Origin of the sequence: Thermaerobacter composti, from assembly GCF_033582035.1 — a bacterium.
GTDB classification, from domain to species: Bacteria; Bacillota; Sulfobacillia; order Thermaerobacterales; family Thermaerobacteraceae; genus Thermaerobacter; species Thermaerobacter composti.
Map to the genome: position 1 here is coordinate 2773975 of NZ_CP132508.1, position 13998 is coordinate 2787972.

At 75.6% G+C, this 13998-nt stretch carries 10 protein-coding genes; all 10 read right to left on the bottom strand.

All coding sequences use genetic code 11. The features are described 5' to 3' along the window. Positions 1-140 precede the first annotated feature (140 nt). Positions 141-896 (bottom strand): RsmE family RNA methyltransferase, encoded by a 756-nt coding sequence (locus Q5761_RS11245; RefSeq protein WP_318750652.1) that lies wholly within the window; start codon positions 894-896, stop codon positions 141-143. A gap of 30 nt (positions 897-926) precedes the next feature. Further along, positions 927-1838, bottom strand: coding sequence for a 50S ribosomal protein L11 methyltransferase (locus tag Q5761_RS11250; RefSeq protein WP_318750653.1), 912 nt, complete (start codon positions 1836-1838; stop codon positions 927-929). 222 nt (positions 1839-2060) lie between these two features. Then, on the bottom strand, positions 2061-3233 hold the full coding sequence (gene dnaJ / locus Q5761_RS11255; protein ID WP_318750654.1) for a molecular chaperone DnaJ: 1173 nt from the start codon (positions 3231-3233) through the stop codon (positions 2061-2063). 70 nt (positions 3234-3303) lie between these two features. Continuing rightward, positions 3304-5244: a molecular chaperone DnaK gene (dnaK, locus tag Q5761_RS11260; protein ID WP_135224444.1), complete on the bottom strand. Its 1941-nt coding sequence runs from the start codon at positions 5242-5244 to the stop codon at positions 3304-3306. A 58-nt stretch (positions 5245-5302) separates the two neighbouring features. Beyond that, positions 5303-6343: a nucleotide exchange factor GrpE gene (gene grpE / locus Q5761_RS11265; RefSeq protein ID WP_135224445.1), complete on the bottom strand. Its 1041-nt coding sequence runs from the start codon at positions 6341-6343 to the stop codon at positions 5303-5305. Between the two features lie 99 nt (positions 6344-6442). Beyond that, positions 6443-7465 (bottom strand): heat-inducible transcriptional repressor HrcA, encoded by a 1023-nt coding sequence (gene hrcA / locus Q5761_RS11270; protein ID WP_135224446.1) that lies wholly within the window; start codon positions 7463-7465, stop codon positions 6443-6445. 171 nt (positions 7466-7636) lie between these two features. Continuing rightward, the gene (gene hemW, locus Q5761_RS11275; protein ID WP_243123658.1) at positions 7637-8821 is read right to left on the bottom strand and encodes a radical SAM family heme chaperone HemW; all 1185 of its coding nucleotides are present in this window, start codon (positions 8819-8821) and stop codon (positions 7637-7639) included. A gap of 428 nt (positions 8822-9249) precedes the next feature. After that, positions 9250-11085: a translation elongation factor 4 gene (lepA, locus tag Q5761_RS11280; protein WP_318750655.1), complete on the bottom strand. Its 1836-nt coding sequence runs from the start codon at positions 11083-11085 to the stop codon at positions 9250-9252. Positions 11086-11113: 28 nt separating this feature from the next. Continuing rightward, complete coding sequence (locus tag Q5761_RS11285) at positions 11114-11950, bottom strand: thioredoxin family protein (RefSeq protein WP_318750656.1); 837 nt, start codon at positions 11948-11950, stop codon at positions 11114-11116. A gap of 177 nt (positions 11951-12127) precedes the next feature. Then, complete coding sequence (gene spoIIP, locus Q5761_RS11290) at positions 12128-13897, bottom strand: stage II sporulation protein P (protein ID WP_318750657.1); 1770 nt, start codon at positions 13895-13897, stop codon at positions 12128-12130. Between the last annotated feature and the right edge of the window lie 101 nt (positions 13898-13998).

Genomic DNA, 13998 nt, shown 5'->3' on the forward strand with positions numbered 1-13998 from the left:
CCGGCGGCGCCCCTTCGCTCGCGCCGGGTGGCACGCCGCGCCGTCGGCCAGCCGCCCCTGGGCGAGGGCCATCGCCGGGTGCCGACCCGGCGACCGCCGCCGTCCCCCGCCCTCGCCCCGCGAGGTGGCACCGCGCGGCCTCAGCCCAGATCGCCGAGGGCGTGGAGCACCAGGCCGGCCACCAGCACCCCGGCCGTCTCGGTGCGCAGGATCCGCGGCCCCAGGGTGACCACCCGCGCCCCGGCGCGCCGGGCTGCCTCCACCTCCTCGGCCTCCCACCCGCCCTCCGGTCCGATCAGGATCAGCACCCGCCGCCCCGCGGCGGGCCGCCCCCAGGCGGCAGCCCGGGCCTCCAGCTCCTGCCGCAGGCCCCGGGCCTCCTCTTCCTCCCAGGGCATCAGGATCAGGTCCCAGGCCGCCTCCGCCAGCAGGGCCTCCAGGGTCGCGGGTGGATCGACGCGCGGCACCGCCGAGCGCTGGGCCTGGCGCGCCGCCTCCCGGGCGATCCGCCGCCAGCGCTCGACCCGCCGCGCCACGGCGGCGTCCCGCGGCCGGCTGATGGAGCGGGCGGCCCACACCGGGACGAACCGGCTCACGCCGACCTCCGTGCCGTGGCGGACGACCTCCTCCATCTTGGCCCCCTTGGGCAGGCCCTGGCCGAGGGTGACGTGCACGGGCGGCTCGCTGCCCGGCAGCGGCGCCACCGCCCGCACCCGCGGCGGCGTCCCGGCCGCCAGCTGGCTCAGCCAGCGGCGGCCCGCCGGGGTCACGGCCACCACCCGGTCCCCCGGCCTGCGACGCAACACCCGCAGCAGGTGGTGGGCGTCGTCCGGGGCCAGGGTCGCCTGCCCGCCGACGGCCAGCTCCTCCTCGACGAAGACGTGCGGGACGAACATGCTGCCTCTCCCGTCGACCCTGGTTCGCGACTAGTTCGGGACGGCGAGCCGCCACGCCTCCCAGCCCTCGGCCCAGCGGCGCCGGCGGATCTCCAGCCCCCTGGCGCGGCAGCGTTCCTCCAGATCCCGGGTGTCCGTCGCCCCGCTGACGAGACCGGAGAGGACCAGGGCGCCCCCCGGCCGCGTCAGGTGCACCAGGTCGTCCAGGGTCTCGGCGAGCACCGCGGCGGTGATGTTGGCCACCGTGACCGCGGCGGGCAGGTGGACGGCCCATCCCGGCGGGGGCTGGCGCCGCACCGCCGCCGCGGTCCCCGCAGCCACCCGCACCCGGTCGTCCACCCCATTGGCCGAGGCGTTGTCCTGAGCCACGCGGACGGCCCCCGGGTCGATGTCCACGGCCAGCACCGGCCGCGCCCCCAGCAGGGCGGCGGCGATGGCCAGGATGCCCGAGCCGGTGCCCACGTCCAGCACCGGCCGCGGCTCCGGCTGGCCCTCGAGCTCCTCCTCGAGGAGCTCGAGGGCCAGCCGGGTGGAGGCGTGCTGACCGGTGCCGAAGGCCATGCCGGGGTCCAGCACCAGCGGGATGCGGGGGCCGGGGTCGACCCGATGGCGCTGCCAGCTGGGCACCACCAGCAACCGCCGGCCGACGGGGAGGGGAGGGAAGTGGGCCTTCCACGCCTCGGCCCACTCGTCCTCGGCCCGCGCCCGGACCGCCGGCGCCCACGGCCCCACCGCCGGGAAGACCTGCCGCACGCGCCGCCAGCGCTCGCCCAGCCGGCGATAGCGCTCCTCGAACCCCTCTTCCGGCAGGTAGGCCCGGATGCGCACGGTGCCGCCCCGTTCCTCCCAGGCGAAGCCGGCGTCCACCACCTCCAGCACCGCGGCGGCCGCCGCCTCGGCCGCCTGGGCGGGCACGTCGATGACCATCTCCAGCCAGCGCAAGGCCGACCCCCCATTGGCACGCCGCGCCGCCCGGACCGCGAATCGGCCCCTCGGTCCCGGCCCGCGCCGTCCGCGTCCACCCCTCGGCAGCGAAGCCCGCGGCGGGCCCGGCCCGATGCGGAGACCTGCCCCCGGGATCCGGGGTGCCTCCGGGGTGCCTCCCGCCGGCGGCGCGGACCTGCCCGAGCGGCTTCTTCGGCGCCCGTTCGCCCCTGGGGGCTGCTACAGGTTGAAGGCGTCCCGCATCCGCTGGAAGAGGCCGCGTTCCTCCACCACGGCCTCGCCCCGCAGGCGGGCCAGCTCCAGCAGCAGCTCGCGCTCCCGCTCGGTGAGGCGGCGCGGGACCTCCACCCGCACCCGCACCAGCTGGTCGCCGCGGCCGCCGCCCCGCAGGCGGGGCATCCCCTTGCCCTTAAGGCGGATCACCTGGCCGGGCTGGGTGCCGGGCGGGATGAGCAGCTCCTCCTCCCCCTCCAGGGTCGGGACCCGCAACCGGGCGCCCAAGGCGGCCTGGGCGATGCCGAGGCCGACCTCGGTGACGATGTCGTCGCCCTCTCGCCGGAACACCGGGTGCGGCTTGATGCGGATCCGCACGTAGAGGTCGCCGGGCGGCCCGCCGCGGCGGCCCGGCTGGCCCTGCCCGCGCAGCCGCAGCCGCATGCCGTCGTCGACGCCCGCGGGGATCTCGACCTCCAGGGTGCGCGGGCGGCGCACCTGACCGCGGCCGCCACAGGTGCGGCAGGCGGCGGCCGCCATGCGCCCCGCGCCGCCGCAGCGCGGGCACGTCTGCACGGTGACGAACTGGCCGAAGGGGGTCGCCCGCGCCGAGCGGATCTGGCCGGTGCCGCCGCACTGGGGGCAGGCCACCAGGCGCCCGCCCTCGGCGCCGGTGCCGCGGCAGGCGGCACACGGCTCCGGGCGTTCGATGCGGATCTCCCGACACCCGCCGCGGGCGGCCTCCTCCAGCGTCAGCTCCAGCTCCGTCTCCAGGTCCGCGCCCCGCACGGGGCCGCCGCGCCGGGACGCCCGGCCACCCCCGAAGACGGCGTCGAAGAGGTCGCCGAAGCCGAAATCGCCGAATCCCTCGAACCCCTCGAAGCCGCCGAAGGGACCAAACCCGCCGTCGGCGCCGCCGGCTCCGCCCGGGCCCCCGGCCGTCCACGGTCCGGCCCCGGCGCCTTCGGCCGTGCCGAAGCGGTCGTAGGCCGCCCGCTTCTCCGGGTCGCTCAGGACCTGGTACGCCTCGTTGATCTCCTTGAACCGGCGCTCCGCCTCGGGGTCGCCCGGGTTGGCGTCCGGGTGGTAGCGGCGGGCCAGCCGCCGATACGCCTTCTTGATCTCCTCCGGGGACGCGTCGCGCGAGACCCCCAGGATCTCGTAGTAGTCCTTCGCCACGCCGCACCTCCCCCCTCATGGCGCCGGCGGCGTCCGGCCGCGGCGACCGGCCCGGCCGGGACGGGCGGCCTCAGTCGCCGCCCGTCCCGGTGCGCTCGTCCTTGGCCCGGTACCCGGCATCGTAGACGTCGCCGGTCCCCCCGGAGGCGGAGGAACCCGCGCCCCCGGTCTCGCCCGCCGCCCCGCTCGCCGAGCCCCCGCCGGCCGCGGCCGCCTGCTGCTCGTAGATCTTGCGGCCGGCTTCGAGCAGGGCCTCGGAGAGCTCCTCGATGCGGCGTCGGATGGCCGCGGTGTCGTCGCCCCGGGCGGCCTCCTCCAGCGCCTTGATGCGCTCCTCGATGCGCTGCTTGACCCCCGCGTCCAGCTTGCCCTCGTGCTCCTTCAGGGTCTTGCGCGCCTGGTAGAGCGTGGCGTCCGCCTGGTTGCGCGCCTCGATGAGCTCCTTGCGCTTGCGGTCCTCCTCGGCGTGCTGCTCGGCCTCCTTGATCATGCGCTGGATCTCTTCCTCGGTCAGCCCGCCCTGGGACTTGATGGTGATCTTCTGCTCCCGCCCGGTGCCCAGGTCCTTGGCGCGCACGTGGACGATGCCGTTGACGTCGATGTCGAAGGTGACCTCGATCTGCGGCACCCCCCGGGGCGCCGGCGGGATCCCGTCCAGGATGAACCGGCCCAGCGTCTTGTTGTCCTTGGCCAGCGGCCGCTCGCCCTGGACGACGTGGATCTCCACCTGGGTCTGCCCGTCGGCGGCGGTGGAGAAGATCTTCGACTTGGACGTCGGGATCGCGGTGTTGCGCGGGATCATGGGCTCGACCACGCCGCCCAGGACCTCGACGCCCAGGGTCAGGGGCGTGACGTCGACCAGCACCAGGTCCTTGACCTCGCCGGCCAGCACCCCGGCCTGGATGGCGGCGCCCATGGCCACCACCTCATCGGGGTTGACCCCCTTGTGGGGCTCCTTGCCGAAGAACTCCCGGATCGCCCGCTGCACCGCGGGGATGCGGGTGGAGCCGCCCACCAGGATGATCTTGTCGATGTCCTCCGGCTTGAGCCCCGCGTCCTCCAGGGCGCGGCGGGTGGGCCCCATGGTCGCCTCCACCAGGTCGGCCGTCAGCTCCTCGAACTTCGCCCGCGTCAGCGTCATGTCCAGGTGCTTCGGGCCGCTGGCGTCGGCGGTGATGAAGGGCAGGTTGATGTTCGTGCTCAGGGTCGACGACAGCTCGATCTTCGCCTTCTCCGCCGCCTCCTTGAGCCGCTGCAGGGCCATGCGGTCCTGGCGCAGGTCGATGCCGTGCTCCTTCTTGAACTCCTCGGCCAGCCAGTCGATGATCCGCTGGTCGAAGTCGTCGCCGCCCAGGTGGTTGTTGCCGCTGGTGGCCCGGACCTCGAAGACGCCGTCCCCCAGCTCGAGGATGGAGACGTCGAAGGTGCCGCCGCCCAGGTCGAAGACCAGGATCTTCTGGTCTTCCTCCTTGTCCAGGCCGTAGGCCAGGGCGGCCGCCGTCGGCTCGTTGATGATGCGCAGCACCTCGAGGCCCGCGATGCGGCCCGCGTTCTTGGTCGCCTGGCGCTGGGCGTCGTTGAAGTAGGCGGGGACGGTGATCACCGCCTGCGTCACCGGCTCGCCCAGGTAGGCCTCGGCGTCCTGCTTGAGCTTCCGCAGGATCATGGCCGAGATCTCCTCGGGCGAGTAGAGCTTGCCGTCCACCTCCACCCGGGCGTCCCCGTTGGGTCCCTCGACCACCTTGTAGGGCACCCGGGCGGCCTCGTCCCGCACCTCGCTGAAGCGGCGCCCCATGAAGCGCTTGATCGAGAAGATGGTGCGCTCGGGGTTGGTGACGGCCTGTCGCTTGGCCACCTGGCCGACCAGCAGCTCGCCGTCCTTGGACCAACCCACCACCGAAGGGGTGAGGCGGCTGCCCTCGGCGTTGGTGATCACCGTGGGCTCGCCGCCCTCCAGCACCGCCACCACGGAGTTGGTGGTGCCCAGGTCGATGCCCACCACCTTGCCCATGCCCGCTTCCCCTCCTCCGCGCATGCGTCGCCTTGCCGGTGGCCGCGGCGTTCCCCGGTCACCGGCCGCCGTCCTGCGCCGCGGCGCCCCCGGCGCCATCGGCACCGGTCTCGCCCCGGGCGGGGTCGGCCCCCGCCTGGCCGGCGGCGTCGGCCGACGGCGGCGCGGTCGCGGCCGGGGTTCCCGCGGGTGCCACCGCGACCTTGACCATGGCGGGGCGCAGGGTTCGTCCCCGGTATAGGTAGCCCCGCTGGAACACTTCTATCACCGTGCCGTCGGGACGGTCGGCGGTCTCCACGCGCGCCACCGCCTCGTGGCGGTGGGGATCGAAGGGCTGGCCCTCGGCCTCCATGGGTTCGACGCCGACCTGCCGGAGCACGTCGAGGAACTGCCGGTGGATCATGGCCACGCCCTGCACCACGGGGTGCCCGGCGTCGCCCCCCGCCGCCAGCGCCCGCTCCAGGTTGTCCAGCACGGGCAGCAGCGCCCGGACCAGCTCCGCCTCGGCGTCCTGCCGCCAGCGGCGCTGCTCTTCCATCATGCGGCGCCGGTAGTTGGTGAAGTCGGCCTGCAGCCGGCGCAGCTGGTCCAGGTACTCCTGGGCCTGGCGGCGAGCCGCCTCCGCTTCCGAGCGGGCGGCCGCGGCTTCGGCACGGGCCGCGTCGGCCGCGGCGCGGGCCTCGGCCGCCTCCCGGCGGGCCGCCTCCAGCGCCGCCAGGGCCTGGGCGAGGTCCCTGGGCGCGGCCTGGGCCTCGGCGGGTGCGGACCCGCCGGCGCTCGACCGGGCGGCCGGATCCGCCGCCTCCCCCGGCTCCGCGGCCGTGGCCGCCGCCGGACCCTCGGCCTCGTCCGCGGAGGACGCAGCCGTGGCCGCCGGAGGGCTCCCGCCCCCTTCCGCAGCGGGCGCAGCCGGCCCCTCGTCCGCCTCCTTCCGCGGGGGCGCGGAGGCCGCGCCCGGCGGGGCGGTCCGCGCCGCGGCGGTCCCTCCCTCGCCCCGGACCGCGGAGGGCTCGCCGCCGCCGGCGCCCTCCGGAGCCGATGCCGCCGTGGGGCGCGTCGCCTCCACCCGCGGTTCCCCCTCGACCCTCGACTCACCCACGATCGGGTTCCGCCTCCTTCCGGCCTCCGGCCCGCACCCGGACAAAAAAGCCCCGCCACCGGTGGCAGGGACGCGGATCCCGTCCGGCGGCGGGCCCCATCAACGCACCGTGCGCTCCATCGCCTCCGTCAGCAGCTGGGCCAACAGCTCCATCACGCTGGTGATGCGGGCGTAGTGCATGCGCTTCGGCCCGAGGACGGCGATGCGGCCCGCCGCCTCACCCCCAAGCCGGTAGGTGGCGCTGATCACGCTGCAGTCGTAGAGGTCCGGGTACGGGTTCTCGTGACCGATGGTGATCACCAGCTCGTCGCCGCCCTGCCGGCCCAGCAGGTCGCGGACCAGCTCCTGCTGCTCCACCAGTCCCAGGACGGCCTGGGCCCGCTGGACGTCCTGGAACTCGGGCTGGCGGAACAACCGCCGCGTGCCGAGGACGAACACCGGGTGGTCGTCTTCGGACGCCGGCGGCCGCAAGGCCTCCAGCGCCGCCTCGAGCAGGGCGCCGCACGCCGCCAGTTCGTCGTGCAACTCGCGCAACGCCGTGCGGCCCACCTGATCCAGGGTGAGCCCGGCCAGCCTGCGCGTCAGCACGGCGGAGATGCGCTGCAGATCCGCCTCGCTGGCGGGCTCGGGCAGCTCCACCAGCCGCTGCTGCACCAGCCCCTCGTCCGTGACCAGGACCAGCACGGCCCGCCGCTCGCTGAGCGGGAGCACCTGCAGGTGCCGGAAGGTCACCGGTTCCACCCGCGGCGACTCCACCAGGGCCAGGCAGTCCGTGGTCTCGCTGAGCACCTGGGCCGTCTGCCGCAGCAACCGGCTGACGTGGTCGACCCGCTCCGCGTACATGCGCCGCAGGCGCTCCACCAGTTCGGGCGGCGGGGTGACCGCGTCCATCAGCATGTCGACGAAGAAGCGGTAGCCCCGGTCGGAGGGGATCCGCCCGGCGGAGGTGTGGGGCTGCTCGAGGAAGCCCATCTCCTCCAGGTCCGCCATCTCGTTGCGGATGGTGGCCGGGCTCACGCCCAGACCGTACTTGCGGGCCAGGGTGCGGGATCCGACCGGCTCCGCCGTGTCGACGTAGTCCTCGACCACCGCCTTGAGGACCTGTTGCTTGCGGCGGTCCATCGGCTGATCCCCCCTCGGCCCCGGAGCCCGCCCGGCCGGTTCCGGCCGGGCACGGGGTGCCGCCGTGGCGGCCTCCGGCGACCTGCGGGTCGACGCGTCCCTCCGCTTAGCACTCGATGACAGAGAGTGCTAACGATCCTCCTTACAAGGTAGCACCGGCGCGGGATCCCGTCAACGCGTCGGCGCCGCCGCGTCGACGCCGCCCGGCCCGCCGCCCGCACCCGTCCGGATGTCATCGGTGTCGACGAAGGCGACCAGCACGCTGTTGGCCACCGGCACCGCCGCCGGGCTGAGCCGGATCCGTCCCCCCTCGCGAACCAGCCACCCCTCCTCCAGCAGCCGCCGGATCGCCCTGGGGAAGGCCTCCTCCGGGGTCAACCCGAAGCGGCGCGCGAACCGGCCCTCGTCGACCCCCTCCGCCAGCCGCAGGCCGAGGATCATGGTGTCCTCCATCGCCCGTCGCCGATCCACCCGCTCCGTGACGTCCACCGGCAGCCGGCCCTCGGCCAGGGCGGCCGCGTAGGCCATGGGGTGGAGCCGGTTGCGCCGCCGCTCGCCGCGCCAGCAGGACCAGGCCCCCGGCCCCGCCCCCAGGTAGGAGCCGTTGAGCCAGTACACCCGGTTGTGCACCGACTCCCTCCCCGGTCGGGCGTAGTTGGAGATCTCGTACCGGACGAACCCGGCCTCGCCCAGCACCTCGTACGCGCGATCGAACATGGCCCGCTCGGCGTCCTCGCCGGGCAGCTGGAGCCGGCCCGCCTCCCACTCCCGGTAGAAGGGCGTGCCGGGATGGAGCTCGAGCCCGTAGCAGGAGACGTGCTCGGGTCCCAGGTCGACCACCGCCCGCAACGACGCCTCCCACTGCTCCAGGCTCTGGCCCGGCAGGCCGAAGATCAGGTCGACGTTCACGTTGTCGAACCCGGCCCGCCGCACCCGCCGGTAGGTGGCGCAGAAGTCGGCCCAGGTGTGGTCGCGACCGATGGCCCGCAACAGCTCGTCCTGCACGGCCTGCAGGCCCAGGCTGAGGCGGTTGACGCCCCCGTCCCGCAGGACGGCCAACCGCTCCTCGTCCAGGGTGCCGGGGTTGCACTCCACGGTGACCTCGGCGTCCGGCGCGAGACGGAAGGCGCGGCGCACCGCCGCCAGCAGCCGCTCCAGTTCCGCCGGCTCCAGGATCGAGGGGGTGCCGCCGCCCACGTAGACCGAGACCAGGGGCCGCGTCAGGGCCGGGTCGGCCGCCAGCAGGGCCAACTCCCGTTCGAGGGCGCCCAGGTAGCGGACCTTGCCCGCGGGGTCGAGGAGATAGGTGTTGAAGTCGCAGTAGTGGCAGCGCTGGCGGCAGTAGGGCACGTGCACGTACAGGGCCGGCCCCGCGTCCCACGCGGGCCAGGGCGCGCCGCCCTCCGCCCGGGACTGGGCCTCCCGGCACCGTTCCCGCCCCTGCCCGGCGCCGCCATCGGGACGGACAAGGGCGCCCCGGGCCGTGGCGTCCGCGGGGCCGGCGCCGATCGAGGGCGCCGGCCCCGTGGACGCGTTCGTCCCGGAAGCCGCGGACCCAGCGGGGGGCGAGGCCCGACGGCGGTCCGCCGGTGCCGCCGTGGGGGTCGCCGCGGCGGCCCGGCCGGTTCCTCCTGCCGGCCCGGACCCGGACGGCGCGGCCTGAGGCCCCCGGCCTGCCGGCGCTCCCGCGGCCTGGGGGGTCGGCCGTGGCGCCTGGGCGGGCACCGGGCGCGCCTCTCGCGCCTGCGCTGCACCCACGCGACCCGCTCGTGCCGGCACCGCGCTCACCGCCCCCCGCCGCGGGGCTCGTCCACCCGCAGCACGGCCATGAAGGCCTCTTGCGGGATCTCCACCCGGCCCACCTGCTTCATCCGCTTCTTGCCCTCTTTCTGCTTCTCCAGCAGCTTGCGCTTGCGGGTGACGTCGCCGCCGTAGCACTTGGCCAGCACGTTCTTCTTCAGGGCGCGGATGGTCTCGCGGGCGATGACCCGCGACCCCACCGCCGCCTGGATCGGCACGTCGAAGAGCTGGCGCGGGATCAGCTCCTTCAGCCGCTCCACCAGGGCGCGGCCGCGGGCGTAGGCCTTGTCCCGGTGGACGATGACCGACAGGGCGTCCACCGGCTCCCCCGCCACCAGGACGTCGAGGCGCACCAGGTCCGACTCGCGATAGCCCTCCAGCTGGTAGTCCAGGGTGGCGTAGCCCTTGGACCGCGACTTCAGCTGGTCGAAGAAGTCGTACATGATCTCGGCCAGGGGGAGGCGGTACTCCAGCCGCACGCGGCGCGGATCCAGGTATTCCATGGTGACGAACTCGCCGCGCCGCTCCTGGCAGAACTCCATCAGCGCGCCCACGTGCTCCTTGGGCGTGAAGATCGACGCCCGGACGAAGGGCTCCAGCAGCGCTTCGATGCGGTCGCGCGGGGGCAGGTCGGCGGGGTTCTGGATCTCCCGCTCGCTGCCGTCCCGCAGCCGCACGCGATAGACCACGCTGGGCGCGGTGGTGATCAGGTCCAGGTCGTACTCCCGCTCCAGGCGTTCCTGGACGATCTCCATGTGCAGCAGGCCCAGGAAGCCGCAGCGGAAGCCGAACCCCAGCGCCTCGGAGGTCTCCGGCTCGAACACCAGCGCGGCGTCGTTCAGGCGCAGCTTCTCCAGCGCCTCCCGCAGCCGCTCGTAGTCGCCCGGGTCGACGGGGTAGAGCCCCGTGAACACCATCGGCTTGGCCGGCTGATAGCCCGGGAGCGGCTCCCGGGCAGGGCGGTCGACCAGGGTGATGGTGTCGCCCACCCGGCAGTCCCGCACGTTCTTGATGCCGGCGGCGACGAAGCCCACCTCCCCGGCGGCCAGCTCGTCCACCGGGACCAGGAAGGGGCGGAAGGTGCCCAGCTGGTCGACCTCGAACTCGGCGCCCGAGGCCATCAGCCGGATCCGGTCGCCCGGCCGCACCCGCCCGTCCCGCACCCGCACGTAGGCGATGACGCCGCGGTAGGCATCGTAGTGGCTGTCGAACACCAGCGCCCGCAGCGGCGCCTCGGGGTCGCCGGAGGGCGGCGGGATCCGCCGCACGACGGCCTCCAGGAGGTCGTCCACGCCGGTGCCCTCCTTGGCGGACACCAGTAGCACCTCCGCCGGGTCGAACCCCAGGTCCGCCAGCTGCTGGCGCACCTCGTCGGGCCGGGCGGCGGGCAGGTCGATCTTGTTGATGACGGGGATCAGGGTCAGGTTGGCGTCCAGGGCGAGATACAGGTTGGCCACGGTCTGGGCCTCCACGCCCTGGGTGGCGTCGACCAGCAGGATCGCGCCCTCGCAGGCGGCCAGGGCGCGGGAGACCTCGTAGCTGAAGTCCACGTGGCCGGGGGTGTCGATCAGGTGCAGCATGTACTCCTGGCCATCGGCCGCGCGGTAGAACATGCGCACCGCCTGGGCCTTGATGGTGATGCCCCGCTCCCGTTCCAGGTCCATCATGTCCAGCACCTGGTCGCGCCGCTCGCGGTCGCCGATAGTGCCGGTGGACTCCAGCAGGCGGTCGGCCAGGGTGGACTTGCCGTGGTCGATGTGGGCGATGATGCAGAAGTTGCGGATGCGGGCCTGGTGGCCCCGTGCTCGCTGGTCACTCATCCGTCGGCGGACCTCGCGATCGCGACCGTCAATCGGGCGGGATGCCCAACGCCTGCGCGATGGCGGACCACAGCGCCTCGTCGGGCACGGCCCCGTCCAGGGCGACCCGGTCGTTGATCACCGTCTTCGGCACGGCCCAGACCTGGTACTGACGCGCCAGCTGCGGGAAGGAGCTGGCCTCCACGGCCTCCGCCACCACCCGCGGGCTGGCCAGGGCGAGTTGCATCGCGGAGCGCACGGCCCGCGGGCAGTGGGGTCACGTCGGGGTGAAGAACACCCGCAGGTGGACGGTTTCCCCGGCCTCCTCGAGCCGCGCCAACCGGCGGGGGTCCAGGGGACCGGTGGGCGTGGGGGACGCCTCCCCCTCGTCGGGGCCGGCACCGTCCGGCCGCGAACCGGCCGCGGCCCCGGCATCGCCGGGATGGGCCGCCGGGGGTCGCGGGGCCGTGGCCTCCGCGCCGGCGCCGGCCTGGCCGGCGTCGGCGCCCGCTTCCGGCGTCGAGGCAGGGCGTCCCGCTTCGACCAGCGCCTCCAGGAGGCTGGCGAACTCGTAGCCCAGCGGCGCCCCGACGAAGCGCACCCGGCCCGCGGCCCGCCCATGGATGACCAGGGTGGGCGTCCGCTCCACCCCCAGTTCCCGCCCCCGCTCGGCCTCCCGGTCGAGGTCGCGCACCGTGAGGCGAAGGTGGGGGCTGAGCGCGCAGACCTCCTCGAGGAGCTGGACCGTCTCCTCGCACCGCGGGCACTCCCGGCCCGGGATGATCAGGCGGGTGTCGCGGACGAAGAGCTCGACCTCCACCGGCGCCGTCACGCCCTGGAGCTGCTGGGCGACGGCCTGCCGCTGGGACTCCGTCAGGATCGCCACGGACCCATCGCCTCCCTGCCGCGGCGGTTCCCGGCCGCCCGGCCGGGAACCGCCGCTACCGTTGAGCATAGCGGCGCGGGCCCGCGGCCACAAGCCTCGGCCCCCGGGCCCGGCGGCTTGACGCCGGGCGGGCTCTGGAGGTGGACGCTGCGCGGGAGCGGGACGGGGCGTCGCGCCCTACCCCGGCGGCTTGACGCCGGGTGGGCACTGGAAGGGCCGGTCGGCCTGGGGGACCCTGCCGGCCTCGATCACCGCCGCGAGGGCCTCGCCGAACATCCGCGCGCTGCGCTCGGCCTCCGCGGGCGTGTTCCCGTAGCCGCCGATCTCGACCAGCACCGCCCCGGGCCGCACATGCTGGTTGTAGCGGTTCTCCGAGACCAGCACGCCCTTGACCAACCCCGGATGGCGCCGCTCGAGCTCGGCCACCAGCCACTGCACGAAGCAGTAGTTCTTGTGCCACTGGGGATGCTCGAGCCGCCGGTCGGTGCCGACCACGAACAGGATGCTGGCCGCCGGCTGGCCCCCGACCCGCGTCAGGGTGGCCTCCCGTCCCACCCCGTCGCGGTGGATGTCCAGCACCACGTCCACCGTCGGGTACTCGTCCAGGAGGCCGGGCCGGTCCTCGTCGCCGACCAGGGCTGCCAGGGACCGCTGATAGTTGCCGATGCGCGTCACCCGCTCCCCGTCCCGGTCGAAGACCTGGCGCAGGTGGACGGTGCCGATGCCGCGTTCCTCCAGCACCTGCTGCACCACCGTCCCCACGCCGACCACGCTGGCCCCGGGGTCGCTGGTGAAGGCCTCCACCGCCGGGTCGAACCCCGTCCCCGCCGGCACCGCGCCCACGTAGGCCTCGCTGGTGTGGGTGTGGTAGATCAACACCCGCGGCCGGTCGCCCGCGACGGCCACCTCGCCGTCGTCCGCCGCCTCCGGGCGGAAGCGGGGCAGCCCGCCGGCCAGGACGTCCGGCGGCGCCAGCCGCCCCACCACCGGCCCTCCCTCCTCCTCGAAGATCTCCAGGGGATGGGCCCCGGGGAACTGGCTGGCGACCAGGGTCACCGGCTCGTCCAGGCGAACGCCGGCGATCTTCTCCGTCAGCAGGTCGGCCAGGCGTCGCCCCAGGGGGCCGGTGGCGGAGCCGCGGCCGCCGGCCGGGGATCCCGCCGCCCCGTCCGGCGCGCCCTGGGCCCCGGGTGGGGGGGACGGGACGGAACCGGGCCACATCGCGTCGAGCACCGCCCGCCAGCCCCAGAGCCGCTCCGCCAGGGCGTGCCAGAGGTCGGGCTCCGCCTCGGCACCGCCGTCGCCCCCGGGACCCCTCGCGTCGGATCGCGAGGCCGGGTCGGAGGCTTCACCGGCAGCGGTCCGCCCCCCGCCCGCGGCGGGGGCGGAGCCGGCGCCTGCCGCGGGCGCGCCCTCGCCTCCGGGTCCCGCGGCCGGGCCGGGGTCGCGGCTGCCGCCGGCCCCGGCGCCCTCCCCGCTCCCGTCCCCGGTGCCGCGGCGGTCGGCGGGCGCCTGCCCGGCCGAGGACCGAGGGGGCGCCGCGGGGCCGGTCTCGCCGGCGGTGGCGGGGAACCGCGGGCTCAGGGCGGGCACGGCGGGTTCGTCCGCCCCCTGGCGCGCCGCGGAGGAGGCGGCGCCGAAAGACGGGGCGGCACCCGCCACCGGTGCGCCGCCCGCGGCCGGGCTCCCCGGCCCCCCGACCGGGGAGCGATCCCACGGCAGCCCCCCGCCCAGGCCGGCCAGGAAGAGGAAGACGGCGACGACCACCCCGGCGTACGCAGCCACGGCGGGCCACGGGTCGGGGGCTGCCTTGCCCGCGGGCGCCGGCCCGGCGGGGGCCGGGCCGGCGCCCGCGGGGCCTGCGGCGTCGGCGGGTACGGCGGCCTGCTCGCCCGGGCCCTCTTCGGAGCCGAGGCCGCCGGGCCCCAGCGGCGGGGCGCCGGCCATCGCCTGCAGGCGGCCCGCGTCGCCCCTTGGCGCCGTCGGCGCCCTCCGGGCGGGGCCCCGCCCGCCGTCGTCGACGGTCCCGACGGCGCGCCGTCGGGACC

Excerpts from the sequence above, each read along its gene's own strand:
- spoIIP (WP_318750657.1), bottom strand. The coding sequence starts at position 13,897 with ATGGCCGGCGCCCCGCCGCTGGGGCCCGGCGGCCTCGGCTCCGAAGAG.
- Q5761_RS11245 (WP_318750652.1), bottom strand. The coding sequence starts at position 896 with ATGTTCGTCCCGCACGTCTTCGTCGAGGAGGAGCTGGCCGTCGGCGGG.
- lepA (WP_318750655.1), bottom strand. The coding sequence starts at position 11,085 with ATGAGTGACCAGCGAGCACGGGGCCACCAGGCCCGCATCCGCAACTTC.
- dnaK (WP_135224444.1), bottom strand. The coding sequence starts at position 5,244 with ATGGGCAAGGTGGTGGGCATCGACCTGGGCACCACCAACTCCGTGGTG.
- hrcA (WP_135224446.1), bottom strand. The coding sequence starts at position 7,465 with ATGGACCGCCGCAAGCAACAGGTCCTCAAGGCGGTGGTCGAGGACTAC.